Origin of the sequence: Pseudomonas sp. PDM01 (genome assembly GCF_014852325.1) — a bacterium.
Classification (GTDB): domain Bacteria; phylum Pseudomonadota; class Gammaproteobacteria; order Pseudomonadales; family Pseudomonadaceae; genus Aquipseudomonas; species Aquipseudomonas migulae.
Genome location: NZ_JACVBK010000002.1, coordinates 67,281 through 91,189, shown reverse-complemented (window position 1 = coordinate 91,189; position 23,909 = coordinate 67,281). Strand labels below are relative to the sequence as shown.

The following is a 23,909-nucleotide window of genomic DNA, read 5'->3' as shown; positions in this document are numbered from 1 at the left end:
CGTTTGAACGGGGCTCATAACGATCAAGGATGATCCATGTCGCTGCCTGCTGTTACACCGGTTTCCCCTGCGGAACTGGAAGCCCGTTTACGTCTGCATCGTTTGCCGGAGCTCGGTCCTGCGCGTTTCAGGAAACTGCTCGAAGCCTTCGGCTCGGCGTCCAAAGCTATCAGCGCGCCGGCCAGTGCCTGGCGTTCGCTGGGCTTGCCGTTTGCTTGCGCCGAGGCTCGCCGGGCCGATGATGTCCGGGACGGCGCCAGCCACGCATTGGCCTGGCTAGACCGTCCCGGCCAGCATTTACTGATGTGGGACCAGCCTGACTACCCGGCATTGCTGGCGGAAATCAGCGACGCGCCGCCACTGCTATTCGTCGCGGGCGATCCGGGCATACTGGAAAAACCGCAATTGGCGATGGTCGGCAGTCGTCGCGCTTCCCGTCCGGGGATGGACACGGCCGCCGCGTTTTCGCGCAGTCTGGCTGGCGCCGGTTTTGTCATCACCAGCGGTCTGGCGCTGGGGATCGATGCCGCCGCGCACCAAGCCGCTCTGGACGTGGGCGGGCAAACGGTCGGCGTACTTGGCACGGGACTTGAAAAGTTTTATCCACAGCGCAACCGCAGGCTTGCCGATGCCATGATTGCGTCGGGCAGCGCGGTGCTTTCAGAGTTCCCGCTGGACGCCGGGCCTACGGCCAGCAACTTCCCGCGACGCAATCGAATCATCAGTGGTTTGTCCCTCGGCGTGCTGGTGGTCGAGGCCAGTGTCGCCAGCGGTTCCTTGATCACCGCGAGGCTGGCGGCGGAACAAGGTCGTGAGGTGTATGCGATTCCGGGATCGATCCATCATCCCGGCGCCAAGGGGTGTCATCAGCTGATTCGCGACGGCGCGATGCTGGTGGAAACCATCGAACATATCCTCGAAGCGTTGCGCGGCTGGCAGCAGTTGCCGTTAGCCATGCAGGCTCCGTCGGTGGCTCATCCGCTGTTGATGCTGCTGCACGCGGCGCCGCACACCAGTGAAGCGTTGTCCGTCTCCAGCGGCTGGGCGCTGCCCAAAGTGCTGGCGGCGCTGACGGAACTGGAAATGGACGGCCGGGCGGTCTGCGAAAGCGGGCGCTGGTTTGCGCGGGTGAGCTAGGTTTTATAAGGAACATCGGTAAACTGCGCAGAGCCTTATTCCGGAGAGTTTTTCATGGTCAACAGTTGGCGTGTGCAACAAGCCGCGCAAGCCATTCGCGCAGGGGCGGTGATTGCCTATCCAACCGAGGCGGTCTGGGGCCTGGGTTGCGACCCGTGGGATGAAGAAGCGGTCGAGCGTCTGCTGATGCTAAAGGGCCGGTCGGTGGACAAGGGCCTGATTCTGGTCGCCGACAACATCCGCCAGTTCGACTTCCTGTTCGAAGACTTCCCTGAGCTGTGGATGGACCGCATGGCCAGCACTTGGCCGGGGCCGAATACCTGGCTGGTGCCGCATCGGAATCAGTTGCCGCAGTGGATTACCGGCGTGCACGAAACGGTGGCGTTGCGGGTCAGCAATCACCCGTTGGTGCGGGATTTGTGCGCATTGGTCGGGCCGTTGGTGTCAACCTCGGCCAACCCGCAGGGCCGGCCGGCGGCGCGGACGCGGATTCGCGTGGAGCAGTATTTCCGCGGGCAGCTTGATTTGATTCTTGGCGGCAACCTCGGTGGGCGCAAGAATCCGAGCGTGATTCGCGATCTGGCGACCGGGAGCGTCATTCGCCCGGGTTGAGACCGCGTCATCGTTCTTCGCGGGCAAGCCTCGCTCCTACAGGGATCGCATACAAACTGTAGGAGCGAGCGGGCGGCGATCCGACTTGCCCGCGAAGAGGCCCTCAAGGCAAAAGAACAGTCGAACCTGTCGTCCGCCGTGCCGACAACTCGGTCTGCGCCTTCGCCGCGTCAGCCAGTGAATACTTCTGGCTGATCTCCACCTTCAGCTTCCCGCTGATGATCATCTCAAACAACTCATCCGCCATCCGCTGCAGGTTTTCAGCGTTGTTGGCATAAGTCGCCAGTGTTGGCCGGGTCACGTACAACGATCCCTTCGCCGACAAAATCCCCAGGTTTACCCCGTCCACCGCGCCCGAAGCGTTGCCAAAACTCACCACCAGGCCCCGAGGCGCTGTGCTATCCAGCGAAGTCAGCCAGGTGTCTTTGCCGACACCGTCGTACACCACCGGGACTTTTTTGCCGTCGGTCAATTCCAGTACGCGTTGTGCGACGTTCTCGTGGCTGTAGTCGATGGTCGCCCACGCACCGTTGGCCTTTGCCAACGCGGCTTTCTCCGGCGAGCTGACCGTGCCGATCAACTTCACGCCCAGCGCCTTGGCCCATTGGCAGGCCAGCGAACCGACACCCCCGGCAGCGGCGTGAAACAGAATGGTTTCGCCACCCTTGAGTTCATAGGTCTGACGCAACAGGTACTGCACGGTGAGGCCCTTGAGCATTACCCCGGCGGCTTGTTCGAAGCTGATCGCGTCCGGCAGGTGCACCAGATTGGCTTCCGGCAATACGTGAACCTCGCTGTAGGCGCCCAATGGGCCGCTGCCGTACGCCACGCGATCACCGACCTTGAAGCGGGTGACTTCGCTGCCCACCGCCTCGACCACGCCTGCACCTTCCGAACCCACGCCCGACGGCAAGGCGGGCGGCGCATAGAGGCCGCTGCGGAAATAGGTGTCGATGAAGTTCAGGCCGATGGCCTTGTTGGTCACGCGCACTTGCTGCGGGCCGGGCTCGGCAGGTTGGTAATCCACATATTCGAGCACTTCGGGGCCGCCATGGGCGCGGAACTGGATACGCTTTGCCATCAGAACTCTCCTTAGGTCTTCAGCTACTAGAGGTGTAGTGCCAAGCGCCCTATCGAACTCCCAAGCTTGATCCCCGTCAACTGTGGCGAGTCCATCTGCAATGTTATGCTACGCGCCCATTTGCGCCGGCCCCCGCTCCCATGGAGCGCCGCGTAGTTTTGCCCGATTCAAGGTGAAGACATGACGACCCGCACCGAGGCCGTAAAAGCCTACCTGCTCGACCTGCAAGACCGCATTTGCGCTGCCCTGGAAGCCGAAGACGGCGGCACGCAATTCGTCGAAGACGCCTGGACCCGGCCTGCCGGTGGTGGCGGTCGCACCCGCGTGATCGAGAACGGCGCGGTCATCGAAAAGGGCGGCGTCAACTTTTCCCACGTGTTTGGCAGCGGTCTCCCACCGTCCGCCAGCGCACATCGACCTGAACTGGCCGGCCGTGGCTTTGAAGCCCTGGGCGTGTCGCTGGTGATTCACCCGCACAATCCGCATGTGCCGACTTCCCACGCCAACGTGCGCTTTTTCATCGCCGAAAAAGAAGGCGAAGAACCGGTCTGGTGGTTCGGCGGCGGCTTCGACCTGACCCCTTATTACGGCAACATCGATGACTGCGTGCACTGGCACCGCGTCGCCGAGCAGGCCTGCGCGCCGTTCGGTCCGGACGTCTATTCGCGCTACAAAGCCTGGTGCGACAGCTATTTCCACATCAAGCATCGCCACGAACCGCGCGGCATCGGCGGCCTGTTCTTCGATGATTTGAACGAGTGGGATTTCGACACCAGCTTCGCTTTCATGCGTGCCATCGGTGACGCTTACATCGACGCCTACTTGCCGATCGTGCAGCGCCGCAAAAATGATGCGTTCACTGCAAAACAGCGCGAATTCCAGGAATTCCGCCGTGGCCGATACGTCGAGTTCAACCTGGTTTACGACCGTGGCACGCTGTTCGGCCTGCAATCGGGTGGGCGTACCGAGTCGATCCTCATGTCGTTGCCGCCGCAAGTTCGCTGGAGCTATGACTGGAAAGCCGAGCCCGGCAGCGAAGAAGCACGCCTGACCGAGTACTTCCTGCAAGACCGCGACTGGTTGGCCCAGGCCTGAGGATTTCTGATGGATCGTTACGTCGTATTCGGTAACCCGATTGGCCACAGCAAGTCGCCGTTGATCCATCGTCTGTTCGCCGAGCAGACCGCTCAGCAACTGGACTACAGCACTTCGCTGGCACCGCTCGACGATTTTTCCGACTTTGCCCGGGAGTTTTTCCTGGAAGGTCGCGGGGCGAACGTGACGGTGCCGTTCAAGGAAGAGGCGTTCCGTCTGGCCGACAGTTTGACGGCGCGAGCGCAGCGGGCTGGCGCGGTGAACACCCTGAGCAAGCTCGCCGATGGCACGCTGCTGGGTGACAACACCGATGGTGCCGGGCTGGTGCGGGACCTGACGGTCAACGCCGGTTTCAGCCTCAAGGGCAAACGCATCCTGCTGCTCGGCGCCGGCGGCGCAGTGCGCGGAGCGCTGGAGCCACTGCTGGCCGAGCAACCCGCCTCGGTGATCATCGCCAACCGCACGGTGGAAAAAGCCGAGCTGCTGGCTGAGTTGTTTGCGGATCTGGGGCCGGTGTCGGCCAGTGGTTTCGACTGGTTGCGGGAATCGGTGGACCTGATCATCAACGCGACATCGGCCAGTTTGTCGGGCGATGTACCGCCGATTGCGGGCAGTCTGATCGAGCCGGGCAAGACCGTTTGCTACGACATGATGTACGGCAAGGAACCGACCTCGTTCTGCCGTTGGGCTACGGCGCATGGCGCTGCCGTGTCGATGGATGGTTTGGGGATGCTCGCCGAACAAGCGGCAGAAGCCTTCTTGCTGTGGCGCGGCGTACGCCCGGACACCGCGCCGGTGCTGGCCGAACTGCGCCGCCAACTGGCGGCGTAAACACACTCTTACTACGCACACTGTAGGAGCCGGCTTGCTGGCGATGGCGACGCCGCGGTACATCAGGCAAACCGCGTTATCGTTGAATCGCCAGCAAGCCGGCTCCTACAGTCGGTTGGTATGCCGTGATCGCGGTCATTGTCCGGAGATGGGTGTGTTTCAATCTTCGAAATGAATCGGGCATTTCTCCGCGCCTTCGAGCTTTCGCAACTCCTCCACCACCGGCGGTCTCGCCCCGCGCAAGGTCAGGCTACGGTCCTGCTTGCGTAGTCGCCGCGCTTCCTGGTGCAGCATTTCCACCCCCGAATAGTCGATGAAGTTGATCTGCTGCGCCTCGATCACCACCCGCGCCCCGTGCATGCGTTGCAGGCGCACTTGCAGGTAATGGCTGGCGCCGAAAAAGATCGAACCGCCGACCCGCAGAATGTCTTCATCGCCGTCGCGCCAATGCTGTACCCGTGGTTGCGAGGTGCGCTTGAGGTAGAAAAACAACGACGCGAGCACGCCGGCATAGATCGCTGTCTGCAATTCCAGCAACAGCGTGGCGACACAGGTCAGCGCCATCACCATGAACTCGGCGCGGCTGACCCGCAGCAACGCACGAATGCCGCGATGATCGACCAACCCCCAGGCGATCAGCAGGATGCTGCCAGCCATGGCCGGGATCGGAATATGCGCAATCAGGTTGGCGCCGAAGATCGCAAACAGCGCCACCCACAAAGCGGAAAACACCCCCGCCATTGGCGAACAGGCGCCCGCTTCGTAGCTGAGGCCGGAACGGGTGAAGGAACCGGCTGACAGCGAACCGGAAAAAAACGCACCGACCATGTTCGATAAACCCTGCGCGCGGACTTCCTGATTGGCATCGAGCAATTGCTGCGAGCGCGCCGACAAGGAACGGGCAATCGACAGGCTCGTCACCAGTCCGAGCATCCCCACCGCTACTGCGCTGGGCAGCAATCGCAAAATCATGTCCAGATCCAGTGGCAACGGGCTGAAGGGCGGCAGCCGCCCGACAAACGCGCTCACCAGGTTCACGTGGCCGAACATCGATGGCCACAGCCAAACCAGCAGCCCGGCGAGGATCAGGGTGATCAGCAGCGTCGGCCAGCGAGGCAGCAACCCTTTCAGGATTATGCCGACGACGACTGTTGCCAGCCCCAGCACGAGCGAGGGTTTATCCACCGCATCGAGGTGCTGCAGCAGCATCAAAAAGCTGTCCAGTGCGGTGGCCTGGCTGGGCAAGTCCAGCCCCAGCAGGTTGGGCATTTGACCGATGGCAATCACCACGGCGGCGCCGAGGGTGAAGCCCAATACCACCGAGTGCGAGACAAAATTCACCAGCGCGCCGAACCGCAGCAAACCCAGTAGCCACTGGAAAATGCCGGCGAGCAGCGTCAGAAGCAGGATCAGCGTGATGTAGTCCTTGGACGCAGGGACGGCCAGAGGACTGACACTGGCGAACAGGACGATGGAGATCGCTGCCGTAGGCCCACAGATCAAATGCCACGATGAACCCCAGAGGCAGGCGATCAGCACCGGGATGATGGCGGCGTACAAGCCGTATTCCGGTGGGAGACCGGCGATCAGCGCGTAGGCAATGGATTGCGGCAACGCGAGAATGGCGCCGCTGAGGCCGACGATCAGGTCACGGCCGACGCTGGCGCGGGTCTGCCGGGGCAACCACGTGAGGAAGGGGAAGAGTGAATGGCGGCTGGGGAAGGCCATGGGTCCTCTCGGTTGAAAATTTTGCGCAAGGGTATCAGCACAACACCTTGTAGGAGCCAGCAAGCTGGCTCCTACAGGTAGCCACCCAAAGGGTTAGAGCTTGGCTTTCACCGCCGGCAACGCATCCTTGCCGTCCGCGGTCTTCACGCCTTCCAGCCATTTATCCAGCACCGCCGGATTGGCCTTGATCCACGCCTTGGCCGCATCCGCATTGCTGACCTTCTTGTTCACCACATCCGCCATGATGCTGTTTTCCATCTCCTGGGTGAAACTCAGGTTGGTCAGCAACTTGCCCACATTCGGACAGGCTTCGGCGTAACCCTTGCGGGTCAGGGTATGGACGCTGCCGGTGTCGCCGAAGTATTTCTCGCCGCCCTTCAGATAATGCATTTTCAGCTGCACGTTCATCGGGTGTGGCGTCCAGCCAAGGAAGGTCACGAATTTCTGTTTCTTCACCGCACGAGACACTTCGGCCAGCATCGCCTGTTCGCTGGACTCGACCAGTTTCCACTGGCCCATGTCGAAGTCGTTCTTCTTGATGATTTCTTGCAGCGAGATGTTCGCCGGGGCGCCGGAGCCGATGCCGTAGATCTTCTTGTCGAACTTGTCGGCGAATTTGTTCAGGTCGGCGAAGCTATGCACACCCGCGTCCCACACGTAATCCGGCACCGCCAGGGTGAACTCGGTGCCATCGAGGTTCTTCGCCAGTTGCGTGACGTCGCCGGTGGCCACGAACTTGTCATAGAAACCCTGCTGCGCCGGCATCCAGTTGCCGAGAAACACGTCGACCTGGCCATCCTTCAACCCGCCAAAGGTAATCGGCACCGCGAGGGTGTCGACTTTGGGCTTGTAGCCCATGCCGTCCAGCAGAAACCCTGTGATGGCGTTGGTTGCGGCGATGTCGCTCCAGCCAGGGTCGGCCATTTTCACCGTCTCGCAGCTCTGATCGGCATACGCCGACGCACTGCCCAGAGCCAGCAGTCCGACCGTCAGTACTGTGGATAACTTTTGCATGGACTTCCCCTTAACATTATTGGTTTTGGCAGGGTTGTGGATAACGTGCTTTACGCTCCAGATCGTCGAGGTCGATGTGGTTGCGCATGTACTGCTGACTGGCGTCCACCAGTGGCTGGTGATCCCAGCTCTTCAGCTTGCCGATGGTCAGTGCCTCGGCGACGAAACGCCGACGACGCTGGCTCGCGAGCACCTGTTGGTGTATCGCCGGGATGTTCCATTTGGCCCGTGCTTCGGCAAGAAATTCATCGAACAGGAGCCGATGTTGCGGAGACTGGCTGAGTTCTTCCTGTTCACGCGGGTCGTTGTGTACGTCGAAGAGCAGGCACGGATCGTCTTCGCTGTAGATGAATTTATAGGCACCGCGGCGAATCATCATCAGCGGACTGATGGTGCCTTCGGCCATGTATTCGCCGAAGACCTCGTCGTGACCGCCCTGCCCTTGCAGGTGCGGAACCAGCGACCGGCCATCCAGCGGCAAGCCCGGTTCCAGAGCGCCACCGGCCAACTCGACAAACGTCGGCAGCAGGTCGGCGGTGGAAACCGCTGCGCTGACCCGTCCGGCGCCAAACTGGCCGGGTGAACTGATCAATAACGGTACTCGTGCGGCCATCTCGTACCAATGCATTTTGTACCAGAGGCCACGCTCGCCGAGCATGTCGCCGTGGTCGCCGGAGAACACGATGATCGTGTCGTTGATCAGCCCGGTATCTTCGAGCGTTTGCAGAAGTTTGCCGACGTTGCTGTCGATATAGCTGCAAGCACCGAAATAAGCCCGGCGCGCATCGCGGATCTTATCCACAGGCAGCGGCTTGTCCCACAGGTCGTAGACCTTGAGCAAACGCTGGGCGTGCGGATCGAGTTCGGTTTGTGCCGGGGTTTCGGGCAATGGGATGTCGGCGTCGTCGTACAGATCCCAGAAAGCCTTGGGAATGGTGTACGGGTCGTGTGGGTGAGTCATCGACACGGTCAGGCAGAACGGCTGGTCGCCGTCCTCACGAATGTGGTCGAACAGATATTGCTGGGCCTTGAACACCACCTCTTCATCGAAATCCAGCTGATTGGTACGCACGCAAGGCCCGGCCTGCAGTACCGACGACATGTTGTGATACCAGGTCGGACGCACGTCCGGTTCGTCCCAGTTCACTGCCCAACCGTAGTCGGCCGGGTAAATGTCGCTGGTCAGGCGTTCTTCGTAACCGTGCAGTTGGTCCGGGCCGCAGAAGTGCATTTTCCCGGACAACGCGGTGCGATAACCGAGGCGCCGCAGGTAGTGGGCGTAGGTCGGCACGTCGGCAGGGAAATCGGCCGCGTTATCGTAGGCGCCGATTTTGCTCGGTAACTGACCGCTGACCAGGGTAAAACGCGACGGCGCGCAGAGTGGGCTGTTGCAATAAGCGGCGTCGAACACCACGCCTTCGGCTGCGAGGCGGCTGAGATTGGGCAATTTGATCGGCGAAGGGCCGTAGAACGGCAACATTGGCGCGGCCATCTGATCGGCCATGATGAAAAGAATATTCTTGCGCTTCATGTGATCGCGGCATTCCATAGTGAATATTTATGCGAGAGTGCTGCAATCGAGCATGGAGTCCATGTGATTTGTGGTAAAGCCCATGCCAGGCAATGACTAGGATAAGCACAGCTTATGTATGACGCCCTCGGTGATTTGTCTCTGGATTTGCTTCGCGCCTTCGAAGCGGCCGCCCGGCATCACAGCTTCACCGCCGCTGCGGTAGAGCTCGGCACCACGCAACCGGCCATCAGTCAGCAGATCAAACGGCTGGAAGATCAACTCGCCACACGGCTGTTCGATCGCATTTATCGCGGGATCGAATTGACCGAGGCCGGGGCTATTCTTTTCGAGCAGGTTCAGCTCGGTTTGCAGAATATCGACGCAGGGTTAAGTGCGATCAGTGCACAGCAACAGCATGAAGTGTTGCAGGTCGCCACCGATTTTGCTTTTGCCGCTTACTGGCTGATGCCCCGATTGCACCGCTTTCACGCGGCCAATCCTCACGTGGACGTTAGCCTGGTCACCAGCGAACGCAGTCTCAACATGCTGCGCACCGATATCGATGTTGCCGTGCTGTTTGGTGACGGGCGTTTTAAACAGGGTGAAAGCCATTGGCTGTTCAGCGAAGAAGTGTTCCCGGTGTGCAGTCCGCTGCTATTGAAGGACCGTCCCCTGCCCTTGCCGCCCCAGGGGCTGCTGGAATTTCCGCTGCTGCACCTGCGTGGCGAAAACAGCAGCAACTGGTTCGACTGGAGTGGCGTGTTCCGCGAGTTGGGGATTACTTCGGCGCCAGCGCCCGGGCAGTTGCGATTCGACAATTACACGCTGTTGATTCAAGCGGCGATTGGCGGCCAGGGCGTGGCGATTGGCTGGCGGCACCTTGTGGATAACTTGCTGGCGCAAGGTTTGTTGTGTCGGCCAATTTCTGAAACGGTGATGTCCCGGCAGGGCTATTACGTGGTCCTGCCCCAACGCAAACGGCGTGGGGTGTTGATTCAACAGTTTGTGGATTGGTTGATGGCCGAGCAGGCCAGCAGTGCGCAATCGCTGAATGGCCTGCCTTTGCCTTCGATTGCGGTGTGAAAGCAAAAAGGTCGTCCGGACGCGGCCCGAGCGTTCACTACTCTGAAGTCGCCACGAAATTCACGTGTTCACCCACGTGAAGATTGAAGTGCAATTCATCGGCGATCCCTATCGCGACACGTTTCAAGCGATCCAGCGGTTCGGCCAGCCCCGGTTCCAGGCTGCTGCTGGCGTGGCTGAAATGCTCGATCGTCAGCCCCGGGATGCCACGCGGTGCATTCACCAGCGTCCAGTGCAACTTACTGCTTTGCAGGGATTCGCGGATTTCTTCGGCGGCGTGGCGTTGCAGTTGATCCTCGATCTCCGGATCGTCCAACACCTCGAAATCCCCCACCAGAAACAGTCGGGCAATGCCGGCAGCCTGCATGCCGGCTATCAGCGCATCGACGGCGAGCACCTGTTCGACCGGGCCTGGAACAATGGTTTTTTCAACGTGTTCGCTGTTGAACGGCAAGCCTGGTGCGTCTAATAGACAGATGACGGCCGAACAGCCCGCGACGCTTTGTTTGACGCGCTCGGCCTCAAACAGGTCGCCCGTCTTGGTGCGTAAACCCGGACGTGGCGCGAGTGCCGTCAAGTCATCGAGGATGGCGATCACTTCGTGTTGCCGCCGCAGCATCTCAGCCATCAGCGCACTGCCCAGGCTACTCATGGCACCATAAAGCACCACTTTTACCACCGGGGTTTCGGCATTTTTCATGGCTGGGCTCCGTTTCCTGGGTGTATAGCATTTGACCTGTGGGAGACGGTTAGGGTTCGACAGGGATTCAGAGGGTTTCAGATGCAACAGATCAAGGGTTACCACGCCCACGTGTATTTCGACGCCAGCACCATCGACCAGGCGCGAGCCTTGTGTGAGCGGGCGGCGCAGCTGTTCCCGCTGAAAATGGGGCGGGTGCACGAACGTCCGGTCGGCCCGCACCCGGACTGGAGTTGCCAACTGGCATTCGGGCCGGAACTCATCGGCGACGTATTGCCGTGGCTGGCGCTCAACCGCAAGGGGTTGGTGGTGTTCCTGCACCCGGACACCGGCGACGATCTGCTCGACCACACCGAACATGCCATCTGGATGGGGGCGATCCGGCCGCTGGACCTGTCTATTTTTTGATCAGAGTGTTTCTTCGGCTTCGCCCGGCAGGTATTCGTCCAGATGCAGCCAGGGCAGACGGCTGTCGGTCCAGATGTGCCGCTCGGCCGGAGCCTGCTCGGGATGATCGAGCGTGGCGATGGTCAGGTCGATGCTTTCGGGACTGAGGTGTGTCACCAGCGCGAGTTGCGCCCCACAGTTCGGGCAGAAATATCGTACGCAACTGGATGACGAGGCGTACTGCGCCGGTGTGCCTTTCAGCCATTCAAAGGTCGATGCGGGCACGGTGATCCAGGTGGTCACGATCCCGCCGCTGACTCGTCGGCAGATTGAGCAGTGGCAGTGGGCGATGTCTCTCAAAGGTCCGCTGAATTGATAGCGCAGTTGTCCGCAGTGGCAGCCGCCTGTGTGAATGTTTGCCATGCTGTTTCCTCCTGATGCGTATGCACCGACGCTATCGCGAGCAGGCTCGCTCCCACATTAGATCTTCAGTGAATACAGAATGGGGGGCGACCGAGATCAATGTGGGAGCGAGCCTGCTCGCGATCGTGTCGACGCGGTTTAAAGCCTAGCCCCCGTCCGACGACCGGTCGCACATCCGGTCAATGCTTTCATCGGCGAAAGCTGGGTGAAAGCTTCCCCGATTAGGATCGCCCCCACTACCGGCAACAGACCGGTCGGCCAATGCCAGTGTTTTATCGCTCGCACAGCCCATTTAACAACAACAATGGTGACCCTGATGTCCTTTGATACCCGCCGCTTCGCCGCAACTCCGCCCGTACGCCTCGTGCTTCCCGTTCTGCGCTGACCTACCCGGTTTGCCCATTCCCTAGCCGCGCTACGCCTGGAGTATTCCCATGCTGACTTTCCTTGGCTTCGCCATGGTCATCACGTTCATGTTCCTGATCATGACCAAGCGCCTGTCCGCGCTGATCGCCCTGATCATCATTCCAATCGTCTTCGCCCTGTTCGGCGGTTTTGCGCCGAAGATCGGCCCGATGATGCTCGAAGGCATCACCAAGCTTGCGCCGACCGGCGTGATGCTGATGTTCGCCATCCTCTACTTCGCCCTGATGATCGACTCCGGCCTGTTCGACCCGGCCGTGCGCAAGATCCTCAAACTGGTCAAGGGCGACCCGTTGAAAGTTTCGGTCGGCACCGCCGTACTGGCGCTCGTCGTCTCCCTCGATGGTGACGGCGCGACCACTTACATGATCTGCGTGGCCGCCATGCTGCCGCTCTACAGCCGCATCGGCATGAGCCCGCGGATTATGGCTGGCCTGATCATCCTCGCCGGTGGCGTGATGAACATGACGCCCTGGGGCGGTCCGACTGCCCGTGCAGCCAGTGCGTTGCATGTGGACCCGTCGGCGATCTTCGTACCGATGATTCCGGCGATGGGTGCCGGTGTCCTGGCCATCCTGGCCATCGCTTACTTCTACGGCAAACGTGAACGTGCGCGTCTGGGTGAGCTGCACCTGGTGGGCGATGAAATCGACCACAGCGAAATCAGCGTTTCGCAGTTCCCGGACGCCCGTCGTCCAAAGCTGATCTGGTTCAACGGTGCCCTGACGTTCGCACTGATGTGCACCCTGATCGCAGGCCTGCTGCCGTTGCCGGTGTTGTTCATGGTGGCGTTCAGTATTGCCATGATCGTTAACTATCCTTGCCTGCAACAGCAGAAGGATCGCGTTGCGGCCCACGCCGGCAGCGTGCTGGCAGTGGTCGGTTTGATCTTCGCGGCAGGCATCTTCACCGGTATCCTGTCGGGCACCGGCATGGTCGATGCGATGTCGAAGAGCCTGTTGGCGGTCATCCCGGATTTCCTCGGCCCGTACCTGGCCGTGATCACCGCGCTGGTGAGCATGCCGTTCACGTTCTTCATGTCGAACGACGCATTTTATTACGGCGTGTTACCAGTACTTGCCGAAGCGGCCAGTCATTACGGTATAACCGCGGTTGAAATGGCACGTGCCTCGATCGTCGGTCAGCCCGTCCACTTGCTGAGCCCGCTGGTGCCATCGACCTATTTGTTGGTGGCCCTGGCCGGTATCGACTTCGGTGACCATCAGCGCTTTACCCTGAAATGGGCAGTGCTGGTGTGCATGTGCATACTGGTTGCAGCATTGCTGATGGGGATTTTTCCGCTGTTCAGCACTCTATAAGCCCAAGACTCACCACTGGGGGTCCAGGCTTCGTTGTTTGAAGCCCGGGCCCTTTGTGGTTTAACACTCGCTCAAAGGAATACACATGGAATGGCTGACCAACCCTGAAATCTGGGTTGCCTTCTTTACCCTGACCGCCCTGGAAATCGTCCTGGGTATCGATAACATCATCATGATTTCGATCCTGGTCAGCCGCATGCCCAAGCACATGCAGGCGCGCACCCGAATCTTCGGCCTGGCGCTGGCCATGGTCACGCGGATTCTGTTGCTGCTGTCGATCACCTGGGTCATGCGCCTCACCGCAGACTTGTTCGAAGTGTTCGGCCAGGGCATTTCCGGGCGAGACCTGATCCTGTTCTTCGGTGGTCTGTTCCTGTTGTGGAAGAGCTCGCAAGAGATGTACCACGCGCTGGAAGGTGAAGACGAATCCAACGAGGAGCCGGGTGGCAAGGGCGGCAACTTCTTCTACACCATCGTCCAGATCGCGATCATCGACATCGTGTTCTCGCTGGACTCGGTGATCACCGCCGTCGGCATGGTCTCCCACGTACCGGTCATGGTCGCGGCGATTGTTGTGGCTGTGCTGGTGATGATGCTGGCTTCCGGCACCATCAGCTCGTTCATCGACAAGCACCCGTCGCTGAAGATGCTGGCGCTGGCGTTCCTGCTGATCGTCGGTACCGTGCTGATTGCCGAATCCTTCGATGTGCACGTGCCAAAAGGCTACGTCTACTTCGCCATGGCGTTCTCGCTGGCCGTGGAAGCGATCAACATCAAGATGCGCACCGCGATTGCGAAGAAGAAGAAACAGCAGGATCCGGTGAAACTGCGCAAGGATATTCCTGGGCAGTAAGCCGAATGTAAAACCTGTGGGAGCGAGCCTGCTCGCGATAGCGGCCAGTCAGTCAACATCAATGTTGAATGTGACGGCCTCATCGCGAGCAGGCTCGCTCCCACATTTTTTTTGTGCGGCCGCCAGGCCCTGTTTTCATGACAGTTTTGTTTCAATCACCTCTTTAGCTATGCGATGCTGGCGCGCAGACCGTTAGCCAACTACAGCTTAAGTACACAACGTAGAAAGTCGCGCGGCACCGTCAACTTGCTCCTTTGGGGCGCTACCACCACAGGGGGCCCTTATGCTCACCCTGCTCAATTTGTTATCTGCCGTGGCCTTGTTGATCTGGGGCACGCACATCGTCCGAACCGGCATCCTGCGGGTCTACGGTTCCAACCTGCGTCATGTGATCGGCCAGAACATGTCCAAGCGCTGGCTGGCGTTCATCGCCGGCATAGTCGTGACCGCCATGGTCCAGAGCAGCAACGCCACCGCCATGCTCGTCACCTCCTTTGTCGGCCAGGGCCTGATGGCGCTGATGCCTGCGCTGGCGACCATGCTCGGCGCCGACGTGGGTACGGCGTTGATGGCGCGGGTGCTGACGTTCGATTTGTCATGGCTGTCACCGCTGCTGATTTTTCTCGGGGTGATTTTCTTCCTGTCGCGCAAACAGACGCGGCTCGGCCAGATGGGCCGGGTGGCCATCGGTCTGGGCCTGATCATTCTGGCCCTGCAACTGATCGTCGAAGCGGCGGCGCCGATCACCCAGGCGCAAGGGGTCAAGGTCATCTTCGCCTCGCTGACCGGCGACATCCTGCTCGACGCCTTGGTCGGCGCCCTGTTCGCGATGGTTTCCTACTCCAGCCTGGCCGCCGTCCTGCTGACCGCGACCCTGGCAGGCGCCAGCGTGATCAGCTTGCCGGTGGCCATCGGCCTGGTGATCGGCGCCAATATTGGCAGCGGCATTCTGGCGTTCATGAGCACCAGCATGCAGAACGCCGCGGGCCGTCAGGTGGCGCTCGGGAGCCTGCTGTACAAGCTGATTGGCCTGTTGCTGATCATTCCGGTGCTCGACCCGTTGGTGCACTGGATCGACAGCCTCGACTTCAGCCCCCAGGAAATGGTCATCGGCTTCCACCTGCTCTACAACACGGCTCGCTGCCTGATCTTGCTGCCGACGGTCGGGATAATGGCCAGGCTGTGCGCATGGCTCTTGCCGGAGCGCCCGGAAATCAACGGCACGGCCAAACCACGGCACCTTGATCCGACGGCGCTGGTGACCCCCAGCCTAGCGCTGGCCAACGCCGTCCGGGAAACCCTGCGCATCGGCGATCTGATCGACAGCATGCTTGAAGCCATGCTCGACGTGCTGCGCGGCAAGCAAACTGCCGTCACCCAGGAAATGCGTCGCCTGACCGATGATGTGGATGCGCTCTACAACTCGATCAAGCTCTATCTGGCGCAAATGCCCCGTGAAGACCTCAGTGAGCAAGACAGTCGGCGTTGGGCGGAAATCATTGAACTGGCGATCAACCTCAAACTCGCCAGCGACCTGATCGAGCGCATGTTGCGCAAGGTGCAGCAACAGAAAACCTCGCAGCGCCGGTCTTTTTCCGAGGTCGGCCTGGACGAATTGGCGGGGCTGCACAGCCAGCTGATTTCCAATTTGCGCCTGGGGTTGTCGGTGTTCCTCAGCGCCGACAAGGAAAGTGCCCGCCAACTGCTGCGGGAGAAGCGTCGCTTTCGTGCACAGGAACGCCGCCTGGCCCATGCTCACGTCAGCCGGTTGCAACGTAAGATTGTGCAGAGTATCGAGACCAGCTCGCTGCACCTGGAGCTGATCGCCGACATGAAGCGTCTGAATTCTCTGTTTTGCAGCAGTGCTTACGTGGTGCTGGAAACGTCTGACACCGGTGCGCTCGCTGTAGATGATTTGGCTGACATCACACATTCGCCTTGAACGTCTGGCAGTGTGGTCAGTCAGTAACATGTATTCAGCCTTCACGCCGCCATCGCGAGCAGGCTCGCTCCCACAGTTGATTTAAGTGAGACCGACGATCCACTGTGGGAGCGAGCCTGCTCGCGATGGCGGCCTGAAGGACAACACGGATCTCCAATTGGCCGTATGGAAACTCGCTATGCGTTGTTTGTTGTTCGCCTGCCTGTTGCTCGGATCATTCCCCTCCTTTGCCCTGGACCGCTTCCAGGTCGAGGGCTATACGCTGCCCAACGGCCTGCAATTGCTGCTCAAGCCCGGCACCGAGCGCGGGCATGTGGCGATTCGCCTGGTGGTCGGCGTCGGCATCGATGATTTCAACTGCGCCGACAAGGAGCTTCCGCACCTGCTCGAACACTTGCTGTTCAGTGGCATCGACGCCACCGGCGAAGGTGGTCTGGAAGAGCGCATGCAGGCGCTGGGCGGCGAGTGGAACGCCTACACCAGCAACGCCGACACCACGTTCGTCATCGAGGCCCCGGCGAAAAACCAGCGCAAGGTCCTCGACCTGCTGTTGGCGCTGTTGACCCAGACCCGAATCGACGACAACGCGATCAACGCTGCCAAGAAAGTGGTCGAGCGCGAAGACGGAGGCCACTACTCGCACCTGCAACGGTGGCTGGATCGTCAGGACCTGGGCCACACCGCGAGCAATCAACTGGCCGTGGAACTGGGCCTTAAGTGCCCGGAGCGGGCCGAGGTCGATTACCTGACCCGCGAACAACTGGAGAAGGTACGCAAGGCCTGGTACGCGCCCAATAACATGACCCTGATCGTGGTCGGCGACCTCGACCGCTTGCTGCCGGGTTATCTGGAGCGGGCCTGGGGCGAGCTTGATGCGGTTGACCCTACCGATCACCCGCCGCTGCCGGAAATCAACGCCAGCGCAGCCCATGAACGCACGCTGAGTCACGGTATCGTCGGCGCGGGTGCCAAGTTGCACTGGCTGGTGCCGGAGCCCGTGCTGGCGGATCAGCACGATGAAACCTTCGACCTGCTCAAGGATTATCTGGATTGGGCACTCTATCGCCAGATGCGCCTCGCCCATGGTCTGTCCTACGGCCCTTCCGCCGAGCGCGAAGTGTTTGGCGGCGTGGGTTTCATGAGCCTCAACGCCGACCTTGAGCGCGACGATGTGACAGCGGCGGAACAGGTGCTGGATGAGTTGAAGGCCGGGTTACTCAAGGACGGCCTGGACGCCGCCACCTTCAACCGCCTCAAGCAGGCCGCCATCGCGCGCCAGGCCTGGGCCGTGCAAGGCAACAGCGCGTTGGCCGATTACTACTGGAGCGCGTTGAGCGACTACGAAGACGGTCGCTTCGCCGACCCGGCCAAGGAGCTCCAGGGGGTTACGCTGGAAAAAGCCAACAAGGCCATGCGTGAATTGCTCCTGCAACCGGGTTATCTGCGTATCGAGAAGCCGTTGATGAGTTATGACCAGGTGCTGTGGGCAATTGCCGGGGCGTTCGCTTTGATGGTGCTCGGGCTGTTGGCGTGGCGCATCCACCGCAAACACCGAGGCCCCCTGTAGGAGCCGGCTTGCCGGCGATGATCGTTAACGATAACGCGTGTTTACTGGATAAACCCGGCGCCCTTACGTCCATCGCCGGCAAGCCGGCTCCTACAGTTCGGCGTGTATCCGTGAATACGGTTGACCCTCGCCACACCGCCCCCCGGGCGGTACCCTGTTGGGGTTTTTTCCTACGACTACTGTGAACCGCCGAATGCCTACCCTGACCTTGTTCGTACAGCGCATCCTCGAACTGATGAAGCGCTATCCCGGGGTCATTGCGCTCGGCGGTTTCATTTCCGGGGTCGGCAGCTTCATGCTGGTGGATCGTCAGCAAGGCCTGGCGACGTGGATCACCATCATCATGGTGTTGAGCTGGATCTGGCTGATGCTGGAAAACAGCCTCACCAAGCTCTTCACCCGAATCTTCAAACGGGAAATTCCCCAGCCGTTGCTGCGCTACGCCACGCAGATGATTCACCAGGAAAGCCTGTTTTTCGTCCTGCCGTTCTTTTTCATAACCACCACCTGGAACAGCGGCCAGTTGTTCTTCACCGGGCTGCTGGGCATCGCCGCGCTTATTTCCATCACTGATCCGCTCTACTACAAGTGGCTGGCGCCCCGGCGCTGGGCGTTCCTGGCGTTGCATACGCTGACGCTGTTTGCCGCGCTGCTGACCGCCCTGCCCGTCATCCTGCACCTGACCACCTCCCAGAGTTTCAAACTGGCGCTGGGCACCGCCGTCGTACTGTCGTTCCCGAGCCTGGCGTCGATCTTCCCCATTCGCACCGTGCGTAACGCACTGGCAATCCTGAGCATCACCGTTGGCATCGGCGGCGTGGGTTGGGTGCTGCGCTCGTGGGTGCCGCCGGCTACGCTGTGGATGACCGATGTGGCGATCAGTACGCAAATGCAGGACCGCACGCCGGGCAAGAGTCTGGAAGAGGTCAGTGCCGAGCAGATCCGTGGCGATGGCCTGTACGCCTACACCGCGATCAACGCTCCGCGCGGTCTCGACGAGCGCATTTACCATGTGTGGCAGTTCAACGGCAAAGAGGTCGACCGTATCGCCCTGGACATCCACGGCGGGCGCAAGGAAGGCTATCGCGCCTGGACCCACAAGCAGAACTTCCCCGGTAACCCGGCGGGCAAGTGGCAGGTTCGGGTGCTGACCGAAGACGGCCAGTTGATCGGCGTGTTGCGCTTCAAGATCACGGACAGCACACCGACCAAAGAAAAGTAATGCGGTTCGTGCTATTACGTAGCTTTGCGTAACAGCCGAACAAGCACGGAGCTTATGACCAGCAGCACAATGGCCGGCAATGCCCAACTGGACGCCGCTCACTCCCCCGCTCAGTTGCGGGTGACGGGTGACTGGACGCTTGCCCATTACGCCGAACTCAAGGACCTGAGCGAAAAGCTTCGCGGCCAATACGACGACAAAACCCACATCGACCTCAATGGCCTCGGCGCGCTCGACACCGCCGGCGCATCGCTGCTGGTGGAATTGCTCGGTTCGGACCGTCTTGGCAAATCCGCTGAGCATCCTGATTGCACCTTGTCTGTCGCCGATCGTGCGTTGTTGCAGACCGTTTATTGCTCGATGACCGATTTCTGCGTACCGATCAAGGAAGCGGAAATCAGCGTCGGCATTCAGTTGCTGACCCGTATCGGCCGCGCAGTGGATGCCGTCTGGCAAGACACCCTGCAGCTGCTGGGCTTCGTCGGTCTGATTCTGGAAACCATCGCCCGTGGGCTGTTCCGCCCGAAGCGCTGGCGCATCACGCCTATGGTCGCGCACATCGAACAGACCGGCCTCGACGCTGCCCCCATCGTTGCCCTGCTGACCTTCCTGGTGGGTGCGGTGGTGGCGTTTCTCGGCGCGACGGTGCTGGCGAGTTTCGGTGCGAGCATCTTCACCGTGGACCTGGTGGCGTTCTCCTTCCTGCGTGAATTCGGCGTATTGCTGACCGCAATCCTGATGGCCGGGCGCACCGCCAGTGCGTTTACCGCGCAGATCGGCTCGATGAAAGCCAACGAAGAAATCGACGCCATCCGCACCTTGGGTCTCGACCCGATGGAGTTGCTGGTGGTGCCACGCGTGCTGGCGCTGCTGGTGGCGCTACCGATGCTGACCTTTGTGGCGATGCTCTCGGGGATTGTCGGCGGTGGCGTGGTCTGCGCCGTGGCGCTGGATATCTCGCCGGCGATGTTCTTGTCGCTGCTGCAAACCGACATCGGCGTTCAGCACTTTCTGGTCGGCATCGTCAAAGCGCCGATCTTCGCCTTCCTGATCGCCGCCATTGGTTGCCTTGAAGGCTTCAAGGTCAGCGGCAGCGCCGAGTCCGTCGGGGCGCACACCACGTCGAGCGTGGTGCAGTCGATTTTCGTGGTGATCGTGCTCGACGCTGTGGCCGCGCTGTTTTTCATGGAGATGGGCTGGTGAGTCGTCTACCCCGAGCGCCCTCCGAGGCGGTGATAGAGGTCCGTGGGCTGTGCAATCGCTTCGGTCGCCAGAGCGTGCACGAGAACCTCGACCTGGATTTGTACAAGGGCGAAATCCTCGCGGTGGTCGGCGGTTCCGGCAGTGGCAAGTCGGTGCTGTTGCGCAGCATTGTCGGCCTGCGCCAGCCCAGCGAAGGCGTGGTGAAAGTGTTTGGTAAAAACCTGCCGACCCTGTCCGAACACGAGCGCTCGATGGTCGAACGGCGCTTCGGTGTGCTGTTTCAGAAAGGCGCGCTGTTCTCTTCGCTGACCGTGACCGAGAACGTCGCCCTGCCCCTGATCGAACACGCCGGGCTGAGCCGCAACGATGCCGAACACCTGGCGGCGGTGAAACTGGCGTTGGCCGGGTTGCCGCTGTCGGCGGCGGACAAGTACCCCGCTTCGCTGTCCGGCGGCATGATCAAGCGCGCGGCGCTGGCCCGGGCGCTGGCGCTGGACCCGGACATCCTGTTCCTCGACGAGCCCACCGCCGGCCTCGATCCGATTGGCGCGGCAGCCTTCGATCAATTGATCCTGACCCTGCGCGACGCGTTAGGGCTGAGTGTGTTTCTGGTGACCCACGACCTCGACACGCTCTACACCATCACCGACCGCGTGGCGGTGCTGGCGCAGAAGAAAGTGTTGGTGGCGGACGCCATCGACAAGGTGTCGGAAACCGACGACGCGTGGATTCACGAATACTTCCATGGCCCTCGCGGCCGCGCGGCGCTGTCAGCCGCTCAACAGCTTAACGAGGTCTGACATGGAAACCCGAGCCCATCACATATTGATCGGCCTGTTCACTGTGATTGTGGTGGCAAGCGCCCTGCTCTTCGGCCTGTGGCTGGCCAAGTCCAGTGTCGACACCGAGTTCAAGGATTACGAGATCGTCTTCAACGAGGCGGTCAGCGGCCTGTCCAAGGGCAGCGCCGTGCAGTACAGCGGGATCAAGGTCGGCGATGTGGTGAGCTTGCGCCTGGACCCGAAAGACCCGCGTCGCGTGCTGGCGCGGATTCGCCTCGGCGGCGATACGCCGATCAAGGAAGACACCCAGGCCAAACTGGCGCTGACCGGGATCACCGGGACCTCGATCATCCAGCTCAGTGGCGGCACGCCGCAGAGCCCGACGCTCAAGGGCCACGACGGCAACTTGCCGACGATTGTGGCCTCGCCCTCGCCCATCGCCCGTTTGCTCAACGACAGCAACGACTTGATGGCCGGCGTGAACGTGTTGATGCACAACGCCAATCAGATGTTTTCGTCGGAGAACGTCGAGCGCATCAGCAAGACCCTCGAGCACCTGGAACAAACCACCGGCACCATCGCCGATCAGCGCGGTGACATCCGTCAGGCGATGCAGCAACTCTCTGCCATCGGTAAACAAGCGACAGCGACGCTGGAACAGACCGCCGCCCTGATGCGCAACGCCAACGGCCTGCTTACCGATCAGGGCAAGCAGATGTTCGGCAGCGCCGAGCAAGCCATGAAGTCGCTGGAACAAAGCAGCGCGACCATCAACAAGTTGCTCACCAACAACCAGGATTCGCTCAACAGCGGCATGCAAGGCCTCAATGGCCTGGCCCCGGCTGTACGTGAGTTGCGCGACACCCTGACCTCGTTGCGCGCCATCTCCCAGCGCCTGGAAGCCAACCCGAGCGGTTACTTGCTGGGCAATGACAAGAACAAGGAGTTCACGCCATGAAGCTGACTCACATCGCCCTCCTCGGCGTTTTTGCGCTGACCGGCGCCTGCTCGATCCTGCCGAAGTCCGAACCGTCCGACGTCTATCGGTTGCCCTCGGTCCAGGGCAGCGTTTCGGGCAGTTATGGCACGGCGCAACGCTGGTCACTGCGCCTCACCAAACCGCAGGCCAGCGAGGCGTTGAACAGTCCGCAAATCGCCGTGATACCGCAAGGCGACCTGATCAGCAGCTACAAGGCTTCACGCTGGAGCGATCCGGCGCCGGTGCTGCTGCGCAATCGTCTGCTCGATGGTTTCCAGCGCGATGGCCGGGTGCCGTTGTTGAGCACCGATGACAGCAATTTCCAGGCGGATCTGGAGTTGGGCGGGAGTTTGCAAGCGTTCCAGACTGAATACCAAGGCACCGCGGCGAGTGTTGTTGTGCGTCTGGATGCGTTGCTGGTACGTGGTTACGACCAGCGCATTCTCGCCAGCCGGCGCTTCGAAGTGCGTCAGCCGCTGAGCGATGTGAAGGTGCCGGCGGTGGTGGCCGGGTTTGGCCTGGCGAGTGATCAGCTGACGGCGCAGTTGGTGGACTGGGCGGTTGAGCAAGGACAGAAAGTCGCGCCGCCAGTTAGGCCCTGAAGGTCCTGCGGACCTTATCGCCGGCAAGCCAGCTCCTACAGGTTCGGTGTTGTACGCATGGTGCGTGAACGCCACAATCCTGTAGGAGCTGGCTTGCCAGCGAAAAATCCCAAACTCACCCGAAGAACCAGTAGCAGACGCCAATGGCGCCGAGCACCCCGGCCAGCTCCGCCAGCAACGCACACCCCACCGCATGCCGTGCCCGCTGAATCCCCACCGCGCCGAAGTACACGGCCAGCACATAGAACGTCGTTTCCGTACTGCCCTGAATCGTCGCCGCTACCAAGGCAGGGAAGCTGTCTACCCCGGACGTCTTCATGGTTTCGATCAGCATCGCCCGCGCGGCGCTGCCGGAGAACGGCTTGACCATCGCCGTCGGCAGCGCGTCGACGAAACGCGTGTCCCAACCGGCCCATTCCACCAGGTGCCGAATCCCGTCGAGGCCGAAATCCAGCGCGCCGGACGCCCGTAGTACACCGACGGCACAGAGCATCGCCACCAGATACGGCAGCAGATTCTTCGCCACGTCGAAGCCTTCTTTCGCACCTTCGACGAAGGCCTCGTAGACCTTCACTTTGCGTAGCGCGCCGATCACCAGGAACAGCATGATTATCCCGAAGAGCGTCAGATTGCCGAGGATCGACGACAAACTGGCTAGCGCGGTGGCCGAGAGCGTTGCCAGCAACGCCATGAAACTACCAAGGATCAGGGCGCCGGGAATCATATAGGCCAGCACCACCGGGTCCCACACGCGCAGGCGTTGCATGAACGCGACAGCCAGGAAGCCGACGATGGTCGAGCAACTGGTGGCCAGCAGGATCGGCAGGAACACCAGCGTCGGATCCGGCGCGCCTTGCTGCGCGCGGTACATGAAGATCGTCACCGGCAACAGGGTCAGGGAGGAGGCGTTGAGCACCAGGAACAGGATCTGCGCGTTGCTGGCAATGGTGTCGCTGGGGTTGAGCTCTTGCAGCGCCTTCATGGCTTTAAGGCCGATCGGCGTGGCGGCGTTGTCCAGGCCCAGGCCGTTGGCGGCGAAGTTCAGGGTGATCAGGCCGATGGCGGGGTGACCGGCCGGCACTTCCGGCATCAGGCGCAGGAACAACGGGCCCAGTGCTCTGGCCAGCCACTCGACGATCCCGGCTTTTTCGGCGATCCGCAGAAAACCGAGCCAGAGGGTGAGGGTGCCGAACAGCAGGACCATGACCTCGACCGACAACTTGGCCATGGCGAAAATGCTTTCCACCATCGCCGCGAAGATCCCGGCATTCCCGCCGATCAGCCACTGCGCCAGCGCCGACACGGCCGCCACAATGAAGAAGCCAAGCCAAAGGCCATTGAGCATCAGTAAATCCCCCGAAGAATGCGGCGAATGATAGCGGGGTAGCCAGAAACGACAAACCCCGGATTTCT

General features: G+C 61.0%; 22 protein-coding genes. 15 read left to right on the top strand and 7 right to left on the bottom strand.

Annotation, left to right across the window (positions count from 1 at the left end; translation table 11 throughout):
* The first annotated feature begins 36 nt into the window (after positions 1 to 36).
* Entirely contained in the window at positions 37 to 1,137 is a 1,101-nt protein-coding gene (gene dprA, locus IB246_RS04975; protein ID WP_008027588.1) for a DNA-processing protein DprA, read from the top strand.
* Between the two features lie 54 nt (positions 1,138 to 1,191).
* Complete coding sequence (locus tag IB246_RS04970) at positions 1,192 to 1,749, top strand: L-threonylcarbamoyladenylate synthase (RefSeq protein ID WP_008041467.1); 558 nt, start codon at positions 1,192 to 1,194, stop codon at positions 1,747 to 1,749.
* Positions 1,750 to 1,852: 103 nt separating this feature from the next.
* On the opposite strand, the gene IB246_RS04965 is transcribed toward IB246_RS04970, so the two are convergent.
* Positions 1,853 to 2,830 (bottom strand): NADPH:quinone reductase, encoded by a 978-nt coding sequence (locus tag IB246_RS04965; protein WP_008027591.1) that lies wholly within the window; start codon positions 2,828 to 2,830, stop codon positions 1,853 to 1,855.
* 180 nt (positions 2,831 to 3,010) lie between these two features.
* Between IB246_RS04965 and hemF the strand changes: the two genes are divergently transcribed.
* Together hemF and aroE are read left to right on the top strand one after the other, a co-directional pair.
* Positions 3,011 to 3,925: an oxygen-dependent coproporphyrinogen oxidase gene (gene hemF / locus IB246_RS04960; RefSeq protein WP_008027593.1), complete on the top strand. Its 915-nt coding sequence runs from the start codon at positions 3,011 to 3,013 to the stop codon at positions 3,923 to 3,925.
* A 9-nt stretch (positions 3,926 to 3,934) separates the two neighbouring features.
* On the top strand, positions 3,935 to 4,756 hold the full coding sequence (gene aroE / locus IB246_RS04955) for a shikimate dehydrogenase (protein WP_008044029.1): 822 nt from the start codon (positions 3,935 to 3,937) through the stop codon (positions 4,754 to 4,756).
* Positions 4,757 to 4,915: 159 nt separating this feature from the next.
* Here the strand turns inward: aroE and IB246_RS04950 are convergent, their stop codons facing one another.
* The 3 genes from IB246_RS04950 to betC all read right to left on the bottom strand — a co-directional run bounded on the left by IB246_RS04950 (position 4,916) and on the right by betC (position 9,029).
* On the bottom strand, positions 4,916 to 6,484 hold the full coding sequence (locus tag IB246_RS04950; RefSeq protein WP_008044030.1) for a SulP family inorganic anion transporter: 1,569 nt from the start codon (positions 6,482 to 6,484) through the stop codon (positions 4,916 to 4,918).
* Between the two features lie 93 nt (positions 6,485 to 6,577).
* On the bottom strand, positions 6,578 to 7,498 hold the full coding sequence (gene choX / locus IB246_RS04945) for a choline ABC transporter substrate-binding protein (RefSeq protein ID WP_008027600.1): 921 nt from the start codon (positions 7,496 to 7,498) through the stop codon (positions 6,578 to 6,580).
* A gap of 16 nt (positions 7,499 to 7,514) precedes the next feature.
* A complete protein-coding gene (gene betC, locus IB246_RS04940; RefSeq protein WP_008044031.1) occupies positions 7,515 to 9,029 on the bottom strand; it encodes a choline-sulfatase in 1,515 nt (504 codons plus the stop codon).
* Between the two features lie 114 nt (positions 9,030 to 9,143).
* Between betC and IB246_RS04935 the strand changes: the two genes are divergently transcribed.
* Complete coding sequence (locus IB246_RS04935) at positions 9,144 to 10,094, top strand: choline sulfate utilization transcriptional regulator (RefSeq protein ID WP_008044033.1); 951 nt, start codon at positions 9,144 to 9,146, stop codon at positions 10,092 to 10,094.
* A 37-nt stretch (positions 10,095 to 10,131) separates the two neighbouring features.
* On the opposite strand, the gene IB246_RS04930 is transcribed toward IB246_RS04935, so the two are convergent.
* Positions 10,132 to 10,794 (bottom strand): NAD(P)-dependent oxidoreductase, encoded by a 663-nt coding sequence (locus tag IB246_RS04930; protein WP_008044034.1) that lies wholly within the window; start codon positions 10,792 to 10,794, stop codon positions 10,132 to 10,134.
* Positions 10,795 to 10,875: 81 nt separating this feature from the next.
* On the opposite strand from IB246_RS04930, the gene IB246_RS04925 reads away from it, so the two are divergent.
* Positions 10,876 to 11,202 carry a DOPA 4,5-dioxygenase family protein gene (locus IB246_RS04925; protein ID WP_008044035.1) on the top strand — a complete coding sequence of 109 codons (327 nt, stop codon included), beginning with the start codon at positions 10,876 to 10,878 and terminating at the stop codon, positions 11,200 to 11,202.
* Here IB246_RS04925 and IB246_RS04920 read toward each other — a convergent pair whose 3' ends face one another.
* Positions 11,203 to 11,604, bottom strand: coding sequence for a GFA family protein (locus tag IB246_RS04920; RefSeq protein ID WP_008044036.1), 402 nt, complete (start codon positions 11,602 to 11,604; stop codon positions 11,203 to 11,205).
* A 434-nt stretch (positions 11,605 to 12,038) separates the two neighbouring features.
* Here IB246_RS04920 and IB246_RS04915 point away from each other — a divergent pair, with 434 nt between their 5' ends.
* From IB246_RS04915 to IB246_RS04875, 9 genes are all read left to right on the top strand, one after another.
* Positions 12,039 to 13,346 carry a CitMHS family transporter gene (locus tag IB246_RS04915; protein ID WP_008027613.1) on the top strand — a complete coding sequence of 436 codons (1,308 nt, stop codon included), beginning with the start codon at positions 12,039 to 12,041 and terminating at the stop codon, positions 13,344 to 13,346.
* An 85-nt stretch (positions 13,347 to 13,431) separates the two neighbouring features.
* Complete coding sequence (locus IB246_RS04910; RefSeq protein ID WP_008044037.1) at positions 13,432 to 14,199, top strand: TerC family protein; 768 nt, start codon at positions 13,432 to 13,434, stop codon at positions 14,197 to 14,199.
* Between the two features lie 283 nt (positions 14,200 to 14,482).
* A complete protein-coding gene (locus IB246_RS04905; RefSeq protein WP_008044735.1) occupies positions 14,483 to 16,141 on the top strand; it encodes a Na/Pi cotransporter family protein in 1,659 nt (552 codons plus the stop codon).
* 178 nt (positions 16,142 to 16,319) lie between these two features.
* Entirely contained in the window at positions 16,320 to 17,708 is a 1,389-nt protein-coding gene (locus IB246_RS04900) for a M16 family metallopeptidase (RefSeq protein ID WP_008044734.1), read from the top strand.
* 193 nt (positions 17,709 to 17,901) lie between these two features.
* The gene (locus tag IB246_RS04895; RefSeq protein WP_008044733.1) at positions 17,902 to 18,930 is read left to right on the top strand and encodes a DUF5924 family protein; all 1,029 of its coding nucleotides are present in this window, start codon (positions 17,902 to 17,904) and stop codon (positions 18,928 to 18,930) included.
* Positions 18,931 to 18,984: 54 nt separating this feature from the next.
* On the top strand, positions 18,985 to 20,133 hold the full coding sequence (locus IB246_RS04890; protein WP_032828683.1) for an ABC transporter permease: 1,149 nt from the start codon (positions 18,985 to 18,987) through the stop codon (positions 20,131 to 20,133).
* Positions 20,130 to 20,933: an ABC transporter ATP-binding protein gene (locus tag IB246_RS04885; RefSeq protein ID WP_008044731.1), complete on the top strand. Its 804-nt coding sequence runs from the start codon at positions 20,130 to 20,132 to the stop codon at positions 20,931 to 20,933. The genes IB246_RS04890 and IB246_RS04885 overlap by 4 nt, the downstream gene beginning before the upstream one ends.
* Before the next feature lies 1 nt (position 20,934).
* Positions 20,935 to 21,873 carry an MlaD family protein gene (locus IB246_RS04880; protein ID WP_008027629.1) on the top strand — a complete coding sequence of 313 codons (939 nt, stop codon included), beginning with the start codon at positions 20,935 to 20,937 and terminating at the stop codon, positions 21,871 to 21,873.
* Positions 21,870 to 22,496 carry an ABC-type transport auxiliary lipoprotein family protein gene (locus IB246_RS04875; RefSeq protein WP_008044720.1) on the top strand — a complete coding sequence of 209 codons (627 nt, stop codon included), beginning with the start codon at positions 21,870 to 21,872 and terminating at the stop codon, positions 22,494 to 22,496. The genes IB246_RS04880 and IB246_RS04875 overlap by 4 nt, the downstream gene beginning before the upstream one ends.
* Positions 22,497 to 22,611: 115 nt before the next feature.
* On the opposite strand, the gene IB246_RS04870 is transcribed toward IB246_RS04875, so the two are convergent.
* Positions 22,612 to 23,841, bottom strand: coding sequence for a nucleoside recognition domain-containing protein (locus tag IB246_RS04870; RefSeq protein WP_008027633.1), 1,230 nt, complete (start codon positions 23,839 to 23,841; stop codon positions 22,612 to 22,614).
* Positions 23,842 to 23,909: the final 68 nt, after the last annotated feature.

Coding starts and splice junctions, on each gene's coding strand:
- dprA (WP_008027588.1), top strand. CDS start 37: ATGTCGCTGCCTGCTGTTACACCGGTTTCCCCTGCGGAACTGGAAGCC.
- IB246_RS04970 (WP_008041467.1), top strand. CDS start 1,192: ATGGTCAACAGTTGGCGTGTGCAACAAGCCGCGCAAGCCATTCGCGCA.
- IB246_RS04965 (WP_008027591.1), bottom strand. CDS start 2,830: ATGGCAAAGCGTATCCAGTTCCGCGCCCATGGCGGCCCCGAAGTGCTC.
- hemF (WP_008027593.1), top strand. CDS start 3,011: ATGACGACCCGCACCGAGGCCGTAAAAGCCTACCTGCTCGACCTGCAA.
- aroE (WP_008044029.1), top strand. CDS start 3,935: ATGGATCGTTACGTCGTATTCGGTAACCCGATTGGCCACAGCAAGTCG.
- IB246_RS04950 (WP_008044030.1), bottom strand. CDS start 6,484: ATGGCCTTCCCCAGCCGCCATTCACTCTTCCCCTTCCTCACGTGGTTG.
- choX (WP_008027600.1), bottom strand. CDS start 7,498: ATGCAAAAGTTATCCACAGTACTGACGGTCGGACTGCTGGCTCTGGGC.
- betC (WP_008044031.1), bottom strand. CDS start 9,029: ATGAAGCGCAAGAATATTCTTTTCATCATGGCCGATCAGATGGCCGCG.
- IB246_RS04935 (WP_008044033.1), top strand. CDS start 9,144: ATGTATGACGCCCTCGGTGATTTGTCTCTGGATTTGCTTCGCGCCTTC.
- IB246_RS04930 (WP_008044034.1), bottom strand. CDS start 10,794: ATGAAAAATGCCGAAACCCCGGTGGTAAAAGTGGTGCTTTATGGTGCC.
- IB246_RS04925 (WP_008044035.1), top strand. CDS start 10,876: ATGCAACAGATCAAGGGTTACCACGCCCACGTGTATTTCGACGCCAGC.
- IB246_RS04920 (WP_008044036.1), bottom strand. CDS start 11,604: ATGGCAAACATTCACACAGGCGGCTGCCACTGCGGACAACTGCGCTAT.
- IB246_RS04915 (WP_008027613.1), top strand. CDS start 12,039: ATGCTGACTTTCCTTGGCTTCGCCATGGTCATCACGTTCATGTTCCTG.
- IB246_RS04910 (WP_008044037.1), top strand. CDS start 13,432: ATGGAATGGCTGACCAACCCTGAAATCTGGGTTGCCTTCTTTACCCTG.
- IB246_RS04905 (WP_008044735.1), top strand. CDS start 14,483: ATGCTCACCCTGCTCAATTTGTTATCTGCCGTGGCCTTGTTGATCTGG.
- IB246_RS04900 (WP_008044734.1), top strand. CDS start 16,320: ATGCGTTGTTTGTTGTTCGCCTGCCTGTTGCTCGGATCATTCCCCTCC.
- IB246_RS04895 (WP_008044733.1), top strand. CDS start 17,902: ATGCCTACCCTGACCTTGTTCGTACAGCGCATCCTCGAACTGATGAAG.
- IB246_RS04890 (WP_032828683.1), top strand. CDS start 18,985: ATGACCAGCAGCACAATGGCCGGCAATGCCCAACTGGACGCCGCTCAC.
- IB246_RS04880 (WP_008027629.1), top strand. CDS start 20,935: ATGGAAACCCGAGCCCATCACATATTGATCGGCCTGTTCACTGTGATT.
- IB246_RS04875 (WP_008044720.1), top strand. CDS start 21,870: ATGAAGCTGACTCACATCGCCCTCCTCGGCGTTTTTGCGCTGACCGGC.
- IB246_RS04870 (WP_008027633.1), bottom strand. CDS start 23,841: ATGCTCAATGGCCTTTGGCTTGGCTTCTTCATTGTGGCGGCCGTGTCG.